Origin of the sequence: Burkholderia sp. 4M9327F10, assembly GCF_005503145.1 — a bacterium.
Classification (GTDB): Bacteria; Pseudomonadota; Gammaproteobacteria; order Burkholderiales; family Burkholderiaceae; genus Paraburkholderia.
Genome location: NZ_SCNV01000009.1, coordinates 21,460 through 41,482, shown reverse-complemented (window position 1 = coordinate 41,482; position 20,023 = coordinate 21,460). Strand labels below are relative to the sequence as shown.

Annotated in this window: 20 protein-coding genes; 8 read left to right on the top strand and 12 right to left on the bottom strand. The window is 57.9% G+C overall.

From position 1 onward, the window contains the following. Positions 1-5 precede the first annotated feature (5 nt). Entirely contained in the window at positions 6-293 is a 288-nt protein-coding gene (locus FFS45_RS42350) for a hypothetical protein (protein WP_249362761.1), read from the top strand. A 332-nt stretch (positions 294-625) separates the two neighbouring features. On the opposite strand, the gene FFS45_RS11585 is transcribed toward FFS45_RS42350, so the two are convergent. From FFS45_RS11585 to FFS45_RS11570, 4 genes are all read right to left on the bottom strand, one after another. Beyond that, positions 626-997 (bottom strand): response regulator, encoded by a 372-nt coding sequence (locus FFS45_RS11585; protein ID WP_137954778.1) that lies wholly within the window; start codon positions 995-997, stop codon positions 626-628. 382 nt (positions 998-1,379) lie between these two features. Continuing rightward, on the bottom strand, positions 1,380-2,012 hold the full coding sequence (locus FFS45_RS11580; RefSeq protein ID WP_137954777.1) for a response regulator: 633 nt from the start codon (positions 2,010-2,012) through the stop codon (positions 1,380-1,382). Positions 2,013-2,337: 325 nt separating this feature from the next. Beyond that, positions 2,338-2,970 carry a response regulator gene (locus FFS45_RS11575; protein WP_137954776.1) on the bottom strand — a complete coding sequence of 211 codons (633 nt, stop codon included), beginning with the start codon at positions 2,968-2,970 and terminating at the stop codon, positions 2,338-2,340. Positions 2,971-3,150: 180 nt separating this feature from the next. After that, positions 3,151-4,614, bottom strand: a complete 1,464-nt coding sequence (locus tag FFS45_RS11570) for a mechanosensitive ion channel family protein (protein ID WP_137954775.1) — start codon at positions 4,612-4,614, stop codon at positions 3,151-3,153. 493 nt (positions 4,615-5,107) lie between these two features. Here FFS45_RS11570 and FFS45_RS11565 point away from each other — a divergent pair, with 493 nt between their 5' ends. Beyond that, positions 5,108-5,584 (top strand): MarR family transcriptional regulator, encoded by a 477-nt coding sequence (locus tag FFS45_RS11565; RefSeq protein WP_137954901.1) that lies wholly within the window; start codon positions 5,108-5,110, stop codon positions 5,582-5,584. Positions 5,585-5,635: 51 nt separating this feature from the next. On the opposite strand, the gene FFS45_RS11560 is transcribed toward FFS45_RS11565, so the two are convergent. Further along, complete coding sequence (locus FFS45_RS11560) at positions 5,636-5,812, bottom strand: DUF1427 family protein (RefSeq protein ID WP_137954774.1); 177 nt, start codon at positions 5,810-5,812, stop codon at positions 5,636-5,638. Between the two features lie 57 nt (positions 5,813-5,869). Continuing rightward, a complete protein-coding gene (locus FFS45_RS11555; protein ID WP_137954773.1) occupies positions 5,870-6,829 on the bottom strand; it encodes a zinc-binding alcohol dehydrogenase family protein in 960 nt (319 codons plus the stop codon). 765 nt (positions 6,830-7,594) lie between these two features. Here FFS45_RS11555 and FFS45_RS11550 point away from each other — a divergent pair. From FFS45_RS11550 to FFS45_RS11535, 4 genes are all read left to right on the top strand, one after another. Next, on the top strand, positions 7,595-8,236 hold the full coding sequence (locus FFS45_RS11550; RefSeq protein WP_137954772.1) for a TetR/AcrR family transcriptional regulator: 642 nt from the start codon (positions 7,595-7,597) through the stop codon (positions 8,234-8,236). Positions 8,237-8,583: 347 nt separating this feature from the next. Continuing rightward, positions 8,584-9,363: an acetoacetate decarboxylase gene (locus FFS45_RS11545; RefSeq protein ID WP_137954771.1), complete on the top strand. Its 780-nt coding sequence runs from the start codon at positions 8,584-8,586 to the stop codon at positions 9,361-9,363. Between the two features lie 32 nt (positions 9,364-9,395). Beyond that, the gene (locus tag FFS45_RS11540) at positions 9,396-10,178 is read left to right on the top strand and encodes a 3-hydroxybutyrate dehydrogenase (protein WP_137954770.1); all 783 of its coding nucleotides are present in this window, start codon (positions 9,396-9,398) and stop codon (positions 10,176-10,178) included. Between the two features lie 10 nt (positions 10,179-10,188). Beyond that, on the top strand, positions 10,189-11,442 hold the full coding sequence (locus tag FFS45_RS11535) for a patatin-like phospholipase family protein (protein ID WP_137954769.1): 1,254 nt from the start codon (positions 10,189-10,191) through the stop codon (positions 11,440-11,442). 205 nt (positions 11,443-11,647) lie between these two features. Here the strand turns inward: FFS45_RS11535 and FFS45_RS11530 are convergent, their stop codons facing one another. From FFS45_RS11530 to FFS45_RS11520, 3 genes are all read right to left on the bottom strand, one after another. Beyond that, positions 11,648-12,721: a hypothetical protein gene (locus FFS45_RS11530; protein WP_137954768.1), complete on the bottom strand. Its 1,074-nt coding sequence runs from the start codon at positions 12,719-12,721 to the stop codon at positions 11,648-11,650. A gap of 422 nt (positions 12,722-13,143) precedes the next feature. Continuing rightward, positions 13,144-13,941 (bottom strand): AraC family transcriptional regulator, encoded by a 798-nt coding sequence (locus FFS45_RS11525; protein ID WP_137954767.1) that lies wholly within the window; start codon positions 13,939-13,941, stop codon positions 13,144-13,146. A 431-nt stretch (positions 13,942-14,372) separates the two neighbouring features. Next, the gene (locus FFS45_RS11520) at positions 14,373-16,004 is read right to left on the bottom strand and encodes an AMP-binding protein (protein WP_137954766.1); all 1,632 of its coding nucleotides are present in this window, start codon (positions 16,002-16,004) and stop codon (positions 14,373-14,375) included. A gap of 58 nt (positions 16,005-16,062) precedes the next feature. Here FFS45_RS11520 and FFS45_RS11515 point away from each other — a divergent pair, with 58 nt between their 5' ends. Beyond that, a complete protein-coding gene (locus FFS45_RS11515; protein WP_212745720.1) occupies positions 16,063-16,632 on the top strand; it encodes a PadR family transcriptional regulator in 570 nt (189 codons plus the stop codon). Positions 16,633-16,688: 56 nt separating this feature from the next. On the opposite strand, the gene FFS45_RS11510 is transcribed toward FFS45_RS11515, so the two are convergent. Together FFS45_RS11510 and FFS45_RS11505 are read right to left on the bottom strand one after the other, a co-directional pair. Continuing rightward, positions 16,689-17,912: a type II toxin-antitoxin system HipA family toxin gene (locus FFS45_RS11510; RefSeq protein ID WP_137954764.1), complete on the bottom strand. Its 1,224-nt coding sequence runs from the start codon at positions 17,910-17,912 to the stop codon at positions 16,689-16,691. Positions 17,913-17,914: 2 nt separating this feature from the next. Then, positions 17,915-18,214 carry a helix-turn-helix transcriptional regulator gene (locus FFS45_RS11505; protein ID WP_137954763.1) on the bottom strand — a complete coding sequence of 100 codons (300 nt, stop codon included), beginning with the start codon at positions 18,212-18,214 and terminating at the stop codon, positions 17,915-17,917. 399 nt (positions 18,215-18,613) lie between these two features. Between FFS45_RS11505 and FFS45_RS11500 the strand changes: the two genes are divergently transcribed. Further along, the gene (locus FFS45_RS11500; protein WP_137954762.1) at positions 18,614-19,201 is read left to right on the top strand and encodes a hypothetical protein; all 588 of its coding nucleotides are present in this window, start codon (positions 18,614-18,616) and stop codon (positions 19,199-19,201) included. Positions 19,202-19,338: 137 nt separating this feature from the next. Here the strand turns inward: FFS45_RS11500 and FFS45_RS11495 are convergent, their stop codons facing one another. Next, the gene (locus FFS45_RS11495; protein WP_137954761.1) at positions 19,339-19,962 is read right to left on the bottom strand and encodes a hypothetical protein; all 624 of its coding nucleotides are present in this window, start codon (positions 19,960-19,962) and stop codon (positions 19,339-19,341) included. Positions 19,963-20,023 lie beyond the last annotated feature (61 nt).

Below are 20,023 nucleotides of genomic sequence, written 5' to 3'. Positions count from 1 at the left end.
TTGCATTGAAAGATTTCATTCCTGATTTAAATGCCATTCAATCGGCCAATGGAGGGCTCAATGGGAAGTTTATCGAAATGCCGGGCATGGGAGCAGACTCTGGACCTTCTTGCCCGAGTCTCGTCGAAAAGCGCGAACTGCGGCGATTGCAACGAGCCGGAGATGAGGCTGGAGAACTACATCCCGCTCGAAGTGCGGCGCGCGCGAGCGGTCGAGTATGGCATGCCGCGATCCGCACTCGTTTCGATACTCGAGCGGCGCTCGCCGACATCGGTATCGATCTGCTGGTGTGATGCGACCTCGGGGAGGTACGGAGATCAACTGTGGAAGTTGCGCATCGCTCGCGGCAGCGCTATTTGTGCCTTGACCGGCGCGAGAATCCGGCGCGGCGACCCGGTCTATCGGCCTTGTGTGCGAGGCCGTTGTCCAACGAATGCAGATCAATCGATATCAGCTGAAGCGCTGGAAAAATGGGAGAGAGGGTCGATCACGCCGAATGCGCCGAATAAAAGTCCTGTCACGAGTTCCGACAATGAAGATATGGGCCGTGGCTGGGCTCTGAGGCGGGCGTGAATCGGTTTTCTGGCCGAATCCCCAGTGTGACCGAGCCGGGTGGGACGCCGTGTTAGCGGCCGCGCATTATCTCGTCGAGATAATGCGCCAACTCGGTCGCGTCGACAGGCTTGATGAGCCAGCACTTTGCACCCTCCTGCAATGCCTGCTGGCGCATGGTTTCATTCGGGAAGCCGGTGATAAAAATGACCGGCAGATTGCGGCCTTGTCTATTCAGGTGCCGTAGCATTTCAAGCCCTGTGATCCCGGGCATCTGCACATCGGAAACGACACAGGCCACGTCGACTGGTTGCAGACTCTGGAGGAAATCGTCGGCCGAACCATATTGACGAACCCCCCATCCGAGGGAGCGGATAAGGCTTGAATGAGCAAGCCGGACCGCTTCGTCATCCTCTATAACAGCAGCGATGGGAGAGTCGAGCACCTGGCGGTATCCTCAATCAGTAAATTTGCAACGGGGCATACGGGCAATGATCGCGAGTCGCACAGACTTGCTAGCGGTGACGGCCCCGTACTCCGATCGATAGCTACCGCACGTCACGATATTCCACCGCCCGGTTGTCCCCACGTTCTCCGTGCCATTCGAAATGCAGTTCTTGCAAGCTCAATCGAGTACCCATAACCGAGCATATTCGGAGGGTGCCTTGAGGAAAAGCATCCCTAGGTATAGTTGTTTTCGCAATCAACGGCAGACATCAAAAAGCCCCCGCCTTCTGACTGAACGGGCTGTCCGGGCCAGCACTGGCCGGGAACGGGTAAGCCATGCGAATCGTCCCGTAAACGATGATGCCGTTGCTCAAAATTGACTACCGGATGACGTTTACCGACACTCCCAGCAATGCAGCCTTCCGAACGAGATCGGGAACACTTCGTGAACCCATTTTTTTCATCACCTTGCCGCGGTGAATTTTCACCATGATCTCGCTCAGATGCATTTCGTAGGCGATTTCCTTGTTCATCAAACCGGCCACCACATACGCTAGAACCTCCCGTTCGCGCGGCGTCAGCGAGCCGTAGCAGTTGCGTATTTCGGCAATGGACTGCTCTGCGGCGAGACGCGCTGCGTCGCGGGCCAACGCTTGAGTGACCGCATCGAGCATATCCTGATCGCGAAACGGCTTGGTGAAAAATTCCTGCGCTCCGGCCTTCATCGCGCGCACGGACATTTCGATATCTCCGTGCCCGGTGATGAAAAGTATCGGCATCAACACACCACTTTTGACTGCTTCCTGCTGGAACGTGAGTCCACTCTCGCCGCGCAGCCGCACGTCAAGAATCAGGCAACTGGGTCGGGCCTGCTTGGGAAACGAAAGAAATTCCTGTGAGGAGGCGAAGGCCTCCACTTGCAACCCGCTGGAACGCAACAATCTGCTCACAGCGGCGCGAAAATCCTCATCATCATCGAGGACATACACGATGGGCGGATTGGCGGCATTCATCTATTTTCAATGAGACTGTCGTTATGAAGTTAGCGTTCCGTTCCGTAGTGAGTCGACCCAGATCTGCCTGGCCCGATAACGTCGACCGAGGAGGAAACGCCATTGCGCTGATGAGCGCAGCCGCAGGCATCTGGCTCGCCATAGGCATCGTAGCGCAAGAGCAGCGCCTGTTCAAAGAAATTTGGCGGTGGCGAACGTGAAATGCTTTCAGTCGCTCGTACGCCCACCTCCTGAGCGCGAAGCGGCCATTCGCATGTATAGATCACGCATACTTAGGTATGCTTCTTGCCCCTGAGATCACGTCCTGATATCGGGGCCAGGCCGGCTATCGATTGGAGTTTGCCGGCACCCCCAGCGCGTCAGCCTTTCGAACCAGATCGGCGATGCTTCGCGAAGCCATTTTCTTCATCACCCTGCCGCGATGAATTTTCACCATGATTTCGCTCAGTTCCATCTGCAAGGCGATTTCCTTGTTCACGAGTCCGGCGACGACGTAGCTCATCACCTCACGTTCGCGCGGCGTCAACGAATCGTAGCAGACGCGTATTGCGGCGATGGACTGCTCCGCTGCGAGCCGCGCCGCGTCCCGGGTCAATGCCTGGGCGATTGCGTCGAGCATGTCCTGGTCACGAAATGGCTTGGTGAAGAACTCTTGCGCGCCGGCTTTCATCGCCCGCACGGACATTTCGATGTCTGCGTAACCCGTGATGAAAAGTATCGGCATATGCAGACCGCTTTTCGCCGCTTCCTGCTGGAATGTGAGTCCGTTCTCGCCACGCAATCTTACGTCGAGAACAAGACAACTGGGCCCGGCTTGCTTTGGGAATGAAAGGAATTCCCGCAGGGAGGGGAAAGCTTCAACATGCAATCCGCTGGAGCGCAACAAGCTGCCAAGAGAGAGGCAAATGTCTTCGTCGTCGTCGACGAGGTATACGACGCGTGGATCGGCTGCACTCATATTTTCCCAACGAAGACGGTCGTTATGAACTGCTTGTACAGATGATGTATGCCTGTATGTATCGGGTTTTATGTTACGACACGTATCGTATCGTAACAAGGGAGGGTATTTCAAAAATTTTTGTTCGCCAGTCTGTGTGTTTGAGGCTTGACTGGCGCGCATGATGTCGAGCCACGCCTATCAGCGATAGCGATCGAATATCTCCTGCACGAATCGCTTAAGCGTGTGCGGTTTGCCGGTGTCAGTGTATGCGCCTGGAGGGGCGGCGTCGCTTCTGTCGCCGTCCGCACTTTTGCTGCCTGGTCTTTCCATTTCGTAAGACAGTCCAAGGCTTTTGGTAAGGGCGACGGCTTGCTTGCGAGGAATCAACAGCACCTGGCCGGGTGTCGTTGCATGAACGCGTGTGTTAGCAGATTCAGGCGAGACTTGCTCAAGGTCGAACCAGTAGTCACCGGGGTTAAGTCTTGCAACTTCACGGTTTCCTTCGGGATCTTGTTCGCTTATCGACAGGACGCCCGCTATGACAATCAGGAGCCCATCAAGCCGATGGTCGGCGTCGTGGAGTGTGTCGTCCACATTCACGCCGCGGATTTGACACGAATCCATCAGGGCATCGCGCTCCTGATCGGGGAGTGCATTGAACAGGCCGGTCCGCTCAAGCATTCGTTCGCTGACGCCGGAGCGTTCATGCCCGGCGTACGTCACACCGGGAGGTTCCCGTGAAACCGAGAATGCATCCAGATGCTGGAAGGCGATGTCGAAGTATTGCGTGGTGACGCTTGCCTCGTCGTCTTGACGGTTCACGAAGAAGCGGATTTCATACTCGACGAAGTTGACCGTGGATGCCTTGATGGTGATTCGAGGCGCCGGCTCGGACAATATGGCCACGTGCCCGTAGGCTGCACGCAGCAGCGCCAGTTTGGCCGTTTGTGGTCTCACGTCAGGCCGAAGTTGTATCGAGACGTTGATCCCACGTGTAGCCGACGGTGTGCTCGCATTGATAAAGTGCGTCTTGGCAATGACGCTGTTGGGGACAACGGCGAGGTTGCGTTCGACGGTCAAAATGTAGGTTGCACGCCAATTGGTTTCGACTACCTTTCCCTCCAGCGTGCCGCCAACGGCTATCCAGTCGCCGATTTTGTAAGGGCGAGTCAAATTCAGCACAAGCCCCGAGAATGCGTCGCCCAAGGTGCTTTGCAACGCCAGTCCTACCACGATAGCGACTGCACCGGACGTTGCGAGTAGTGCGCCGATCGGCCATCCGAATACCTTCGAGCTGATTTGCAGAGCCGCAATGAGGTAAGTGGCCGTTACGAAGATATCCTGAATCAGACGTTCCCGAATTGGAAGACGGCGAATCCGGATGGAGGCTCTCAATACACTGGTGGCGACCGACGCTCCGCCTAGCCACCATACGCCGATCAGGAACTGAGCGAGACTATGCTGGACGAGCGGAATATCGGTCTGGACAGGACGGTTTGGAGAAATCCCGGCATGCAGCAAGGCAAGCGTGAAGACGATAAACGCGCCAATTCGCAATGCGGCGCGAAGGAACGGCAATGAGAGCGGCCGAACCCGGAGAACGGCGATAAAGAGTATTGCCGCGCAGAGCGCGATCGTGAGCGGGTCCGACCAGGCAATCATAGGAGACTCCTCCGGACTGATGCAGTTGTTGCGACTGATGACTTGATCTGTGCAAGCTGAATTATACGGGCGGCCATCCGTGAGCGCGGTTTGCGCCCGGCAAGCTCACATCGATGACAACGAGAGCGCAGGCGCTCCGAGCTTCGAATATACTGGTTTCGCTCCTTGCGGAGTGGCGTCTCAGGCTTTAGCCCGCCTTCGAGCGGGCTCCTTTTTCAGGCGTCCTTTGCCATCGCGCGTCGAACCTTACGGTGGCTATTGCAAGGTCAAATTCGTGGGTGTCCTCAGCATCGGCTGGCCGGGAAAAGCGGGAAGCTCTGCAAGAAGATTTAGCTTTCCTTGACGGTGGGTTTGCGACTTCAGTGAAAATGGCAAAGGGGGCTCCTGCGCAGGATATGCACTGTGTCCACGCCTTTTGGCGTGGTCTAATGTGTGCGGCCTTTGTTCGGGTTAGAGCAGAGAAAGTATGTTATCCAACCATTGCACGAGAAACCTGATGGACGTATCCGACACGCCAAGCGGCCTTGTCACCGACTACGAGATAGGCGAGAGCGTCGGCTATCTGCTCGCACGAGTCAGATCGACGATGTCGAATATGATTACGCAACGCGCGCTGGCCGAGCTTGGTGTGACCAGTCAGCAAGGTGGCGTGTTGTTTATGATAGCCAGCGGAAAGTGCGTGCTTGCCGCTGAACTGGCGCGCGAATACGGGATCGACGCCGCCGCTGTCACCCGGTTGATCGATCGGTTGGAAAAGCGGGGATTGCTCAACCGGACCCGCAGTGATGCAGACCGGCGCGCAGTGCGTTTGTCGCTAACCCCGGACGGTTACGCCATTGCCGCACAGATGCCGGCAATTTTCACCGATGTTCTTGACGAGCTCTTTCTGGGCTTCACGGTCGAAGAGGTCGGCTTCCTCAAGAGTATGCTGCGCCGCGTTCTCATCAATAGCGGCAACTCCATCATATAGAGCCCACACGCGTATCGTTGCCGATTGCGTGAGCTTTCCAGGCGGAATCCATTAGCCCACGAAATGGGTGACCACCGTGCGAGCGAAGGCGAGGGCATGTTCACCGGCCAGCATGCCCAGCAGCCCTGCCAATGCAACGGTTGGCGGTGCAGGCGATTTTACTTCGACTACGTTGTAGAAAATTCCAACCAATATGCCGACGGCGAGCGAAACAAGATAGGGTTTCATGACTTTTCACCGAGGTGGCGAGGCGGGTGGATATCCCGCTGTCGCCGATTGAACCCGTTACATTGTGATAACCACGCGCCCCGGCGTCCCAGCTATCACTGCCCGGTATGCGTCTTGTCCTTCTGCCAGACTAAAGCTGTTGGCAATAATGGGAGGTTGCAGCTTGCCGCTGTCAAATCCCTCGACGAGCGCGTTGAGGATAGGAGCGGCTTCAGCGACGCCCAGTTTTGCACTATCCGTACCGAATAGCTGCGTCTCGTTGTGGTAAAAATCGATCAGATCGAAGTCAACGCGCCGCTTCCCTGTCGCGCTGATTTCAACGACGCGGCCGCGCCGTTTTACCAGGCCGAGTGCGGTTTCGAAAGCGACGCCACCGACTGCGTCATAGACGACATCGACACCACCTGTGAGCGCCTGGACGTGCTGCACGGTACGCTCGTCGAAAGGCACATATTCATCGATGAGGCGGCCGGCGGGCGAGTCTAGCAGTGGTGCATTCCGGTCGATGCCGATGACGCGGCAATCGCGGGCTTTTGCAATTTGTGTCACGGCGCCGCCAACACCGCCGCTCGCACCGATGACGGCGATGGTTTCACCTTTGGCGAGTTGGGCGTGGTCGACCGCTCCCAGCCACGCCACAACAAAGTTCACGCCGATAGCGGAAGCCTGTGCGTGACTCAGCCTGGCGGGTTTGCGAGCGAGGGCGGCGACAGGAATCTTGATGTATTCCGAGTGCGTGCCGTCGAGCGTAAAGCCGATGTCCCCGCCGGTGCCCCACACGTCAGCGCCAATCCATTCAGAAGGCCCGTCGACGACCACACCGCTGAAGTCACGGCCAGGAATGCGTGGGGGGCGTGTGTGATCGAAATGTCCGGAGACGTTTTTCACATCGCTTGGGTTGACCGATGCGCTCTTGATCTCAACGATGGCGCTTTTGACATCGCAGTCCGGTTTTGGGAGATCGATGTACTCGAGAACTTCTGGACCGCCGAACGAATTGAATTGAAGTGCTTTCATTGGAACGACTCCTCAAACAGTTTGTTTCATCAACTTCGAGGGGCAATGCTTAACCACAACTCACAGGTATGCCGCTTGTGCAGACAGGCACGGTTTTCGAATTCCGGACAGCAAACGTGATGCGCTCACGCATTGGTCAATGCCGTTCGAAGCAAGCTGAGCGAAGCTCGCACCGAAAGCGGAGAGCATGCGCCTCCACCTCGTGGCATAGCGTCGTGCGTGAACCTTGCATCGGCCATCGCATTGACTTTAACGCATCAACGTATATCGCTTCAGCATGAAAGGATTCTGTTGGATAGAGCAGCAACAGGGTTCACGTGCCCTAAGCGTGTGCATGCTTTGCGCGAAATGGCCTGTTGCAGGGTCATCAACAACAGTGGGCACGTCGCTGCTTTCTCGCTATGGAGAAAGATTTGCCTCGGTGGAAGCAAAGGTCAAAGTGCAACCGTTTGCACTCAAATTTGTGGCTTCGTGCATACTGCGTAATTAAAGGGTGAGACGTCGGGCTACTGCCAACGGTATGGGTTCTTGCACGTTCGCTATGCAGGGCGCGGCTTGTCGAGATCGAGTTGTCGAACCTGCACAAAGCCATGCTGGTTTGCGATCTGCGAGTCTGGCTGAAGATTTCGCCAAGTTGGGCCCGCATTGGGACTTTCGAAAATGAGACATGCTTCTCCAGATCGCCTTATACTTACGCAGCCAAAACGGTGTTAGAGAATCGTAGAGACGATTCGGGGTCAAATGGATGGGAGAGGGGCGGCACCTATGAGGCCGGATTTCGAAGAGACGGTTCAGGGCGAAGCGGCAAAAGCAGGGGGGAGACCGCGTAGCGCACGCGCCACCAAGTCCGTCCTTGAAGCAGTTTTATCTCTCGGTGAGGAGATCGGATTTGGAAACCTGACCGTCGAGGGCATTGCCGCGCGAACCGGGGTGGCCAAAACGACAATTTACCGGCGTTGGCCCAATGTGTCATCGATCGTTGTGGACGCTTTGCTAGCGGAGATGACGATCGCAGCGCCCTTTGAGTTGCATTCGACTGCACGCGAAAACCTGACGCTGACGATGCTTAAGCTGGCTCGTGCCTTTAGAGGGCGTCAGGGAAAGATTCTGCGTGAGCTGATCGGGCGAGCCCAAAGCGACGAAGGTCTGCAGGACGCGATCCGCTCGAGGCTGTTTGCGCCACGGCGCTCCGTCTCGCAGGCAATCATCATCAAAGGTATCGAGCGGGGCGAACTGAGGGCGGATGTCGATGTCGACGTCATGCTTGATGCGCTGTTTGGGCCAATTTACTACCGCCTGTTGATCCCGCACCATCGGCGTCCTGTATCCGATGCGTATATCAACGCTCTGGTTGAGTCGGTTTTCGCCGGACTTGCCGCAAAAACAACGGCGGGCTTGAGCTCGTAATCTGAAAGCGCGGCAGCCGTCCGGTTGCACAGACAATTAGATATCCCGCCGTTTATCCATTGCTCGTCTGCGGTTTCCGCTGAGCGGAATGATGTTTCCCTTAGCCGGCTCTTTAAGCAATCCCCGCCGGATTATATTCTGACCCAAAGAAAATGACGCCTGGGCGCCGTGGCTGACGGCAGGCCGGCAAGGTGTCGGCCGGAAGTTGCGCAGGCACAGCGTCCGTCCGAGACGCAGGGTTGCAGTTTGATTAACGATGAGTTGACAAATGGAGGCTCGTGCCGCGTGAGCATTGCCTCTACCATTGCAGCGAGGCCGCATGCTCTCCCCGTCATATAAGGAATGCCATGAATCTCGCTGCGATCCGCAAAGACGCCTTTGCGATGCCGGTTCACAATCCCGCTTACCCTCGACCGCCGTACCGCTTCATCAATCGGGAATACTTCATCATTTCCTATGAGACCGATTTAGAAGCGCTGCGCGCCATCGTGCCGGAGCCGCTGCACCCTGAAAACGATCTCGTGCACTACGAGTTCATTCGCATGCCGGACTCGTCGGGATTCGGCGACTACACCGAAAGCGGCCAGGTCATCTCGGTGCGCGACCAGCAAGGGCGCCTCGCCAACTACACGCACTCGATGTACCTCGACGACGAAGGTCCGATCGCCGGCGGCCGCGAAATCTGGGGCTTTCCGAAGAAACTGGCCAAGCCCACCTTGAGCGTCGACGGTAACGACACGCTGCTCGGCACGCTCGACTACGGAACCCAACGCATCGCCGCCGGCACGATGGGTTTCAAGCATACGGCGCTCGATATTGACGCCGAATGCAAAAAACTGGCGGACACGCCGAACTACCTGTTGAAAGTACTCCCCCATGTTGATGGCACGGCGCGCGTGTGCGAACTCGTGCGCTTCTTCCTGCGCGATGTGAGCGTGCTCGGTGCGTGGTCGGGCCCGGCCGCGCTCGAACTGCGCCCGCATGCGTTGGCGCCGGTCGCTGACCTGCCGGTGAAACGCGTAGTCGGAGCCCGGCATGTGATCGCCAATCTCACGCTGGATATCGGCGAGGTCGCGTTCGACTATCTGGCTTCGACCGAGACCGCGAAGATCGCGGTCAACCAGTAACACTCCATCAACTTCCAGGGAAGGAGAGCAAGATGTCTTTGACGAACAAGGTCGCGCTCGTAACCGGTGCAGCAAGCGGTATTGGCGAGCAGTGTGCACGCAAGCTCGCAAGCCTCGGCGCCGCTGTGGTCATCGCCGATCTGAATCTCGAGAACGCGCAGAAGGTAGCCAGCAGCATCGTCGCGGTGGGCGGCAAGGCGATCGCGGTCGCCATGGATGTCACGAACGAAGAAGCGGTCAATAGCGGCATCGAACGCGCCGTACAGGAACTGGGCAGCCTCGATGTGCTGGTCTCGAATGCGGGCATCCAGATCGTCGCTCCCATTGAGGATTACGCGTTCTCCGACTGGAAGAAGATGCTGGCGATCCACCTGGACGGCGCCTTCCTCACCACCAAGGCGGCGATCAAACATATGTACGCAGGCGGCAAGGGCGGCTCGATTGTCTATATGGGCTCGGTGCACTCGCATGAGGCATCGAAGCTGAAATCGGCCTATGTGACGGCCAAGCATGGCCTGCTTGGCCTCGCCCGGGTGGTCGCGAAGGAAGGCGGGCCGCGTGGCGTGCGCGCGAATGTCGTGTGTCCGGGTTTTGTGCGCACCCCGCTCGTCGACAAGCAGATTCCCGAGCAGGCCAGGGCGCTTGGCATCTCCGAGGACGAAGTCGTCAGGAATGTGATGCTCAAGGAAACCGTCGACGGTGAATTCACCACCGTTGAAGACGTCGCCAATACGGTGGCGTTTCTCGCCGGCTTCGAATCGTCCGCGCTGACCGGGCAGTCGGTGATCGTCAGCCACGGCTGGGCTATGCAATAAGGAGGCGCGCATGCGCAGCAGCACAACAAGAACTAACGGGCAGCCGGATGCGTTTGTGCTGCCGCGCTACGACGAAATTGCCCTGGTGCTTCAGGGCGGCGGTGCGCTCGGCTCTTATCAGGCCGGCGTCTATGAAGGCCTCGCCGAGGCCGGTGTGCAGCCGAACTGGATCGCCGGCGTGTCGATCGGCGCGCTGAACACCGCGATCATTGCCGGCAACGAGCCGGACAAACGCGTCGCAGCTTTGCGTGAGTTCTGGTGTTCGATCTGTCACCCGATCGACTGGGTTGGTGGTCTTGGTGCCTGGATGCCGCACGTGTTTGGGATGCAGGACGAGGCGCGCAAATGGGCAAGTGTGTGGGCCGCCGCACGTGCATTGGCGGAGGGTCAACCGGGTTTTTTCTCGCCGCGCAGGCCCTTGCCGGTTGCAGGCCTCGGCAAGCAGGCCACCAACCTGGTCAGCTACTACGACACGTCCGCGCTGCGCGAAACGCTAATGAAGTTTGCCGATTTCGACCGCATCAACGACGGCGAAATCCGCGTCTCGGTGGGTGCGGTGAACGTGCGAAACGGTAATCTGGCGTACTTCGACAACACGAAGATGCGTCTGCAACCCGAGCATTTCATGGCCTCGGGTGCGTTGCCGCCGGGCTTTCCGGCGGTGGAGATCGACGGCGAATACTACTGGGACGGTGGTCTCGTCTCCAACACGCCGCTTACGGAAGTGCTGCGAGATGTGGACCACAAGGACGCGCTGGTGTTTCAGGTGGATCTGTGGAGTGCGCGCGGCAATCCTCCGGGCGATTTTCTCGATGTTTCCGAGCGTGCCAAAGACATCCAGTATTCGAGCCGTACGCGGGCGATTACCAACATGATGGCGGATCGTCAGAAACACGCTCGTTTCATCAAGGAGTTGCTGGCGCATGTCCCGTCCGAACTGCTCAAGACCGATCCACTATTCCGTCACGCGGAAAAAGTGGCCAACGGCAGTGCGATCAATGTGGTGCATCTGATCTACAAGAACAAGCCGTATGAGGGGCACTACAAGGACTATGAGTTCAGCGTCGACACGATGCGTGAGCATTGGGAGAGCGGTCTCGAAGATATCCGCGATTCGTTTGCCCACCGGGAGTGGTTCGATGTGCCGAGTCGGGAGCAGGGGTTCGTGACGCATGACGTGCATCGACGTCCCGAGGCGCTGCCGCAGTCTGACCGTGCCACGCCTGAATTGCCGCCCGGAGCTGAGCGAAAGGTCGGCGCGTAGGCAGCCGTGTGGACGATGGCGGCCGCGAAGTTGGGCAATGTTGAGAAAGCCGGTGCCGGAGATCGGCAGCTAAGGAGATACTGGCCAAAGCGCTCGGCCCGGTAGTCGCAAGGTCTAAGAAAGCGCTGCTGACTGGCCCGAACCTTCGACTCGAAATCGTTCGGGCACTCGAAACCGCCTTCCTTCGACAAATTCCTTCGTTTCGCTATTGCGTCAGCGTGCACGGGTCAACCGTCTGATTGATCGGCGCGGGGTTCTCGTTCACTACGGTCTGCCAGGCAACCTGCTGCAACTGCGTGGCCACCGCGGAAGGGATACCCAATTGCGCCGCCGCGGTTTCGTTAGCGCCAAGCGTGCGAACATCGGTCCCGGTGATCTGCTGGAATAGCACGAGGCCGCTCAGGTAAGCCCCATAAATGCTCGGGTGCAGGTAATCGGGCGCCGGGATGACCGGATTATTGACCGCGTTGAAGCCATACCAGAGGGACGGCAGCGTCGACGAGGCATAGGGATCGGGATTGGCAACAGACTGGGCCCACGCCCGTTGCCAGGCCTCGCCGGCCGGCGCCACCCCGGCAATCGCGCCGTCGTGCGCCGCGGCGCTGTAATACGCGTTGTGATTCGCATTGCCCAGCAGCGCCAGATTTGCCAGGTAGGGCGCGGTGAATCCGCTGCTCGTAGGACTCCCAGCGAGCGCTTGCGCCAGATCGGCACGGGGCCACGTCTCATAGAGATACACCTTGGCGGAAGGCGCCGCAGTGTGGACGCCTTGCTCGATCGTCTGGACGCTGGAGCAAAACCCGGCAGGATCACTGGTTGTGCTCAACGTCAGCGAATAGGGAAGGGGCTTTTCACTGAGTTCCTGCAAAACGACAGCATCCCACTTGGACTGCTCGATGACACTGGATGCGTTGGCGAAGTTCACCGCGAGACTGGTTTCCGAAATCGCTTCGATATGGACGTCATAGTTGAGCCCGGCCTCGACCGCGAATTCGGCAAAGATACCGGGAATGCCACCATACGGCCCGGGTTCGATCACCTCGGCCCGCTTACCCGTCGCGCCGTAGTTTTCGTCGACGACGAGAGGCGACCCTGTCGTAGCGTTTTGGGTCCCACCGGAGTTATACGGACGTACCGGCGTGTAGCGTCCATGCGTAAAGCTGTCGCCAACAAACAGGATGTGTTGCAGCGGTGCTGAGACCGGGGGCGGCGGCGCCGTGGTTCCTCCTCCGCCTCCACCTCCACCGCATCCCGCGAATATGACAGGCCAGCAGTACATGGCGAGCTTTCCAGGCGTGGGCCACGAGTTCAGGTTGAAACGAGTTGATACTGATGAATTCTGTGACCTGATTTTCATACGTTATGCTTACCTTTAAGTTCGTTTTGCTTGCGTAGTTATCTAAAACAAAGCATGAAGTACAGGCTAAGCTACGAGGTCATAGATGTAAAATACATATCGTGATGGGTAGCAATATGTTTTGAATATGAGGTGTTTGCGATAGGAAAGAACTGCAACCCGGCGAAATACTTCATTCGTCAAATTTGGGTTATATATAGGAATGCGAAATAAAAAATTGAGAAGAGATATGCACCAAGAAAGGGGAGAGCTATTTGGGCGCCGCTTCGACTAGTCGCCATTGGTTGTCACAAAGGGCCAATTGATTGTCGCGAATCGCCAGACACCCGGGGCCTACCACTGTGCTAGTCGTCTTTCTTGTTTGACGAAGACGGCCTTAAGGACCCCGGCGTCACTCCCATGATGCGAGTGAACGATTTTATGAAGCTGCTGACGCTGTCGTAACCGACCGATGACGCCGCGTGTTTGACGGACACCCCTTTTCTTAGCTGCGTGGCCGCCGAGAACACACGTGCGTGTTGAACCCACTGGCCAACCGGTAGCCCGGTTTCTTCCTTGAAACGACGCAATATGGTGCGCTTCGAGATGCCTGTCGCAGCGGCCCATTCCTCAAGCGTCCGGTTCTCGCCAAGATGCTGGAGAATGTTGTTTGCCATTTCGCGCAAGCGCCGGTCGATTGGCATTTGCATTTCGAGCGGTTGATCGGTTGATCGCTGGATTTCGTCGAGCAATACCCGAATCAGGTTGGCTTCCGGAACGCTTTGTTCAGGCGCGTTTGTGAGATCCGAGAGTCGCCGGAGAATTTCCAGCAGCAGGCGACTCCCGTTGAAGGCCGAAATGTCAGTTGGCAACCTTTGATTAACCGAGTCGCCTAAACACGCTGCAAAACCTCGCACGGGACCTGCTGTATCCATCGAATGCGTGGTGTTCATCGGGAGATAGAGGCATCTGTCTGGAAGCAGAACATGCCGTCCTGCTGCCGTCTGAACCGAGGCAGCTCCTCCGGTTAGAACAATGAGTTGAGGACATGCATGTTGATGACGGGTCGAATGCCATTCGGTAGCTTGACTGAAGTGCGCAACAAACGTCCGGCCACCAAGGCCATCGACCTTGGCATGGAATGCCTCTTCGATGGAATTCATGTCTATTTTTCCGCGAATCCACGAGGCGCTGGCTTCCGCGGTTCACCCATTTCGTCTTCACGATGCCGAAGAAACTTAGAAGTGGTTTCGGCGTTAAACCGCCAATTCAACTCACCGCCAGACGTCATTGGCCAGCGGCTCGGATCGTTGGTGGGGGCATGGGTCCTGAAGCAAGTGGTCAGGCGAGTCTGATTTACCTGGACCCGATCCTCTAAATCTTTCGTTAGAACGTTACTCATTCTCTAAGCCGTGTGAAATAACGTGAGTTAAATGCAGGCGCCGTTGCGACACATCGTGTTCATGCAGATAACGCTTGTACATCCCGGTTATTCCACGCACAAGCCATATGTAGGTATGGGACGCGGCTACAGGTGCGTTGGTGTCGAGCCGGTGCTGCATAACGAAGAGAGTGTTGACGGGCGTCCCTCTTGCTAAGGCTGCCTGTGTCTGGTCGACGCTATGAATTCGTCCCGTAGCGCGAATTTCTGGATTTTCCCGGAGGCTGTTTGGGGGAAGTGATCGACGAAGCGCCAGAGCCTTGGCGTCTTATATGAGGCGAGGCGTGCACGGCAGAATTCGCCGAGTTCGTCGCCGCTCAAATTGTGGCCCGGCCGTGGCTGTACGAATGCGACGACGACTTCACCCCATTCCGGGTCGGGAACGCCCACGACTGACGCATGGGTGACGCCCGGGTGTGTATGCAGAGCATCCTCAATTTCCCGCGGATAAATGTTCTCTCCGCCGCGAATGATCATGTCCTTGATGCGGCCCTGGATGCGCAGATAACCCTGCGCATCCATGCTGCCGAGGTCTCCGGTATGCAGCCATCCTTGCGCGTCGATGGCCTGCGTGGTTGCTTTGAGGTCGCCAAAGTATCCCTTCATGACGCAGATGCTCTTCGCGCAAACTTCCCCGATAACCCCAATGGGGACGGTCTCTCCGGTATCGGGATCGACGATCTTGACTTCGGTCTGCGGCAGTGGCCGCCCCACCGTATCGATCCATTGTGGATTGGGGTCGTGTGGCAGCGTGTGAGTGATATAGGGCGACGACTCGGTCTGGCCGAAGCCAATCGCGACATCAATACCGAACTCGGTGAACGCGCGGCGCACGAGTTCCGGGGGGACGGGTGCGCCTCCCAACGTGGTCAAGCGCCATGCCGAAAGGTCCCGATCTTTTGCGCCAGGTTGATCGAGCATTTTGATCAGCATCGTAGGCACGCTTAACATCAACGTGCCGCGATGAGCCTCAAACAGATCGAGCATGAGCTTGGGATCGAATCCAGCCGGCAGTACATGCATGCCGCCTGTCTGCAACGCGCCGAGCGTGACGAGCCCGCAGCCAGATGTGTGAAACAGGGGCATCGGGTTGATCCAGACGTCTTTGGCATTTGCGCCTATAACGCTGGCATAGAACCGGCTATTGCTCACGAGCCCGCGGTGCGTCAACAGCGCCCCCTTGGGAAATCCAGTCGTGCCGGACGTGTATTGAATCTGCGCGATATCGTCAGGGGACACGCTCGGTAGAGAGCGTGTGTTTCTGCCTGAATCGAGGAAGGCAGGCCAATCCGCAAGCGAGATGACTTCGCGCAGATCGGGGACATCCACTTTAATCTCATTCAGCATTGCTGTTAGATTACGTCCCCGGTACTCGGGGCATATAACAATGCCGGTGGCGTTGGATTGCCTGAGGACGTAGGCGAGCTCGTTGGGGAGATACGCGGGATTGGCGGTAACCAGCGTGATTCCCGCCAATGCCGCGCCAAACTCGAGCAGTACCCATTCGGGGCAGTTGGCGCTCCAGACGGCAACGTGCTCTCCGGGAGAAAAACGCTCTAGCAGAGCACGGGCGACGAGGCCGGCCTCTTCAGACAGTTGCTCGAAAGACCACTGACGGCGAGGACCGGTGATCTCTGTGCCCTCTACCAGTGCGATTCGATTGCCCCAATTGTCTGCCGCGAGACGCAGGGCATCTCCAATCGACTGTTCAGCAAAGGGGTCACGAGTGTCGCCTTGGCAATACGACAGATCGGCCTGCGGACAGGTGATAGCTTTTGTTGCCATGACAAGTTCCTCGCACTACAATGATTCTAAATGTACCGTCCGAAACGGACTAATGTCAATGACCCAAAATACCTCACATGTGGAAGCATCTGTTCGGCTGAGTCCGGTTTCGTATGTCGTCTTAGGCATCATCGGATTGCGGGGTCCGTCGACTCCGTATCAACTGAAGCAGGCTATCGAGCGCTCGGTCAGGTACTTCTGGCCTTTTCCACACTCGCAGCTTTACGGCGAGCCGGAGCGGCTGTCGCGCGAGGGCCTGCTGGACCAGGAAGTGGAAGAGGGCGGGCGCCGCCGCCGCGTCTATTCATTGACATCCAGCGGCCAGGAAGTGCTGGAGAACTGGTTGAAAACCCCGCCGGGGGAAGTGTTCGAGATGCGGGATATGGCGGTGTTGCAGCTCTTTTTCAGTGAGTTCACGAGCACCGCCGAGCTGGTAAAACTGGCGGAAGATCAGGTGCGCCTCTACAAGGAGCGTCTGGCGGTGTACCGGTCAATTATCGAGTACAACGAAGGAAGGGAATGGGCCGCTCGGCGGATGGCTCCATTGGATCTCGGTGTGCGCATGGCAACGGCGTGTCTGGAATTCTGGTCCGATATCGCCGCGAATCCTCCGCCTGCGCGAGAGTAGTCGAGTGGTGTTTCATGCCGGCGCGCGGATAAATCACGACCGTGCCTGCACCATCTTCATGTGAGGCGCGAGCGATTCGCCTCTATCTTGCCCGCAATCAGGCTTACCGTCGCGCGCCGAATGGGAAATCCCCGTGCATGCTCGCGAAACCGGCCGGCTACTTCGGCAGTGCGTTCAATGACCGCCTGCGCGGCGCGGGCCGACAAACCCGCCAGGCTGGCAAGCTGCAACAGATGCTCACGCGCCGGCGCGCGGCTCTCGCCGCACACGTCCATCTGATGTTCACCACCGGGCCCTTCGTTGAAAGTCAAATCGTAGGCCGGCGAGAATTGCCATTGCCCCTGCGCCGACAAACGGAAAGAGAAGTTCTTCGTGTGATCGTCGCGGTTGTTGAACACCACGTTGAACACGCAGCGCTCGAAGGCCCGCAGCACTTCACGCTCATCCCGTGTCATGAAGCGCGTCAGCTTCAGAAGCGAGCCATAGTCGATCGAGGGATAGCGAAAGTTGGCGTTCAACGCGCCGGCAGCGGTGTGCATCGGCACGCGCTGGGCGCCGGAGCGGTCGAAACGTTCGATGCCAAAGGCCGAAAGGCGGGGCCCGAGGTCAAAGTACCGCGTGGTCGGCACCGGAATCCGGCACGTGTCGGCAAGCACCGCATATAGCGCCTCGATTGCGCACACTTCCTTGTGTTCGTGCTGGGCAGGAAACTTGACCAGCCAGGGCGTGCCGGCACTTTTCTCCGAGTTCGACATCCGGCCGCTATGCGGGTCGAAGTTGACCAGCACCTTGGGCCGGGCGCCGTGTGGTGAGCCACCCATCAGTACGAGCTCGCGCAGCAACTCGGCACTGCCGTCCGTCATCACTTCGCGAACCTCCTGGGCAAGCTGCATGAGCTGCACATCGGAAGGTTGCAGATCGTCTCCCTGAGCCGGCTCAAAAATGAGCGCGCCCATTGCCTTCTCGCCAATGAAGGCAAGGCGGTCGAGCGGAGACATCCGCGCAGGCTCCCAACCGCGCTGGCGAAACAGACGGTCCATCAGCAGCATGCCCCAGCCGTCGGGCAGGGCATCGGAAACGAAGCCCGGCAAGCGAAACTGATGGTCCGGGAAGCCGTCGTAGGCCGGCTGACGCAACGCCAGATGCAAGGGCGAAAGTTCGAGACCCCGTTGCAGCGCTTCAGAGGAGTACTCAAAGATCAGGTCGGTTCCGTTGTCCCCGAGCATGCCGAGTTCAAAGCGCTCGCCCCAGCCGGTGTAGACGACGCTCAGTTTTTTCATCGTCACCTCCGGGAAGCTCGCTCACGTGTGGCGCTCGCCTTTTCCATCGCGCGAATGGAGTTCGGCTTGTATTCAAACAGAGGCGACAGCGAGCCGGCCAGCCCGAGCGCCACTGCTACCCGGAGAAGACTCTCCAGTGAAGCCTTCCCGGTACGCTCGAGATTGCGTACCGCGCGCTCGGACACCCCCGCGCGGGCGGCCAGTTCGCTTTGCTGCAGGTTCCGGGCGAGACGTTGCGCGCGTAGCCGTTGACCCAGTTCGCGCGCAATTTCATCCGCAGTAGCAAGTTCAAAGAGCAACATTTTGCCGGTTATCCTCGGATTTTGCCGATAATCATTGATATTTTACCGGTTGATGATCCGGGCAACAAGGTAGGTTTTATATAACAGGCACATTTGTGCCGCTTAGATGCATTTTTTGCCATTAACCGGCAAATAAACGATGATTGATTTCATTCTTTGATCGGAGTGTGAGGGGTGACTGGTCAGGTTGGTACGGAGGCCGAAGCAGATCGATATCGGGGCCGGGGCGCTTGCTGCGTCGCCGCATCGCCGAACGGCGCCATATAAGGGCCAGCCCGGGGTAGAAAAGTGTTGTAAAGCGAGATAGATTGATCGTCAGATTAGGCGTATTCCAATAATCGATAGGAGACGCGCGGGACGTGGCAGTCGAGGCACGCGCGGGATTGAATGGAGCCTGACATGGTGCGCATCGATCTGGCAGTACTCGCGGGTGTTGGGATTCTCGCTCTGGCCTGCCTGGTGGCGTGTGGTTTCTACGTCTACCGGTGCAGCGATAGCTACCGCAACCGAAAGCGCCGGGCCGAGGCGAAAATGAGCGCTGGACGAGTGATCCAACGCATCGGCACCCAGCTTTCGCAAACCGAGCCAACCATTGGCACGCAACTCAGCGATCGCTGTAGAACCTCGCTGTACCGGGTGATGTTTGGCCGCGCGCATGACGAAAGTATCGTGTTCCTGATGGCCGCCAGCCGTGACGCGGCACAAAAGGAAGCGACCGAAGCGCTGGCCGCGATCCACTGCATCACGCCCGACGAAGTTTGCCTTCATCACCTTGCCTCATTCCGCGAGCTGATTGCCAGCGGTGTCAGCGAGGACGAGGATTTGCGCCTGTTCGAGGTTGCAAGGCATGGCTCAGACGTCAGTCTATGGGCCGAGCATCCGCTTTTCCTGACCGATGACTCGACCTTGCTCGGCAAGTGGGCCGAGTTATACGCGGACCTTGCCCGGGAGTTGGCCGCCCGCGCAATCAGCCGGGCACGCGCCTGACGAGCCTGTCCAGCGTCAAAATGAAATATCGCGCAATAGCTGGCTCCGCGGCGGGGCGCTGGCCGTACCGCCACGGCCGCGCCACTCAACGTTGCGGGCCGCGCCGATCTGGCGCGGCGCAGAGCGCATGGTCAAAGTCAATGCGTTATGGTTATGGTGATGGCGGATTCGTAGGTGATCTGAACGTGATCGTGACGCACCAATGAATTCATCACGGTGACCAGGTCAGGCTGACTCACCTTGATCGACTGAGCTGCGCCGGACGCATCGACAATCGTCACGAGATCCTGCTTCTTGTTGATCCCGGTGACTTCCACCACTCCCTCGTACGTCCGCACGGCGTGAAAGCCGTCTTCGCTTGCATCGGCCGTGGACTGAGTCACTTTTACGGTGTGGCTCACGCGCGTGAGCCGGGCGCCCTTCATGCGGGTCAGACCGGTTACGTACGGCTCCAGATAGCTGATTGCGATTTTATCGCCGAGGTGAACCCGATCGAGGACGTCACGATGGTCTTTCGCATTGAGGCTTAACTCCTTGCCGCCCTTCGTCGTCACAACAATGATCGAATTTTTCGTGTCGATGAAACTCACGGTACCGGTTTCGCTGTCGACGAAGGTACCGCTTTGAGACGCGGCTACCGGCTCCGAAGCCGTGTTGTCCGCGGCGGCACAAACCGAAACCCACGACGACAGGCCTAATACGACAGCGAGTGCTGCGCATCGCTTCGCAACGGACGAACGACCATTGGACTGGTAAGACATTCATGTCCCCTGTATAGGTGCCGTTTCATGCCGACGAAAGACGCAGCATTGATACGTCCTG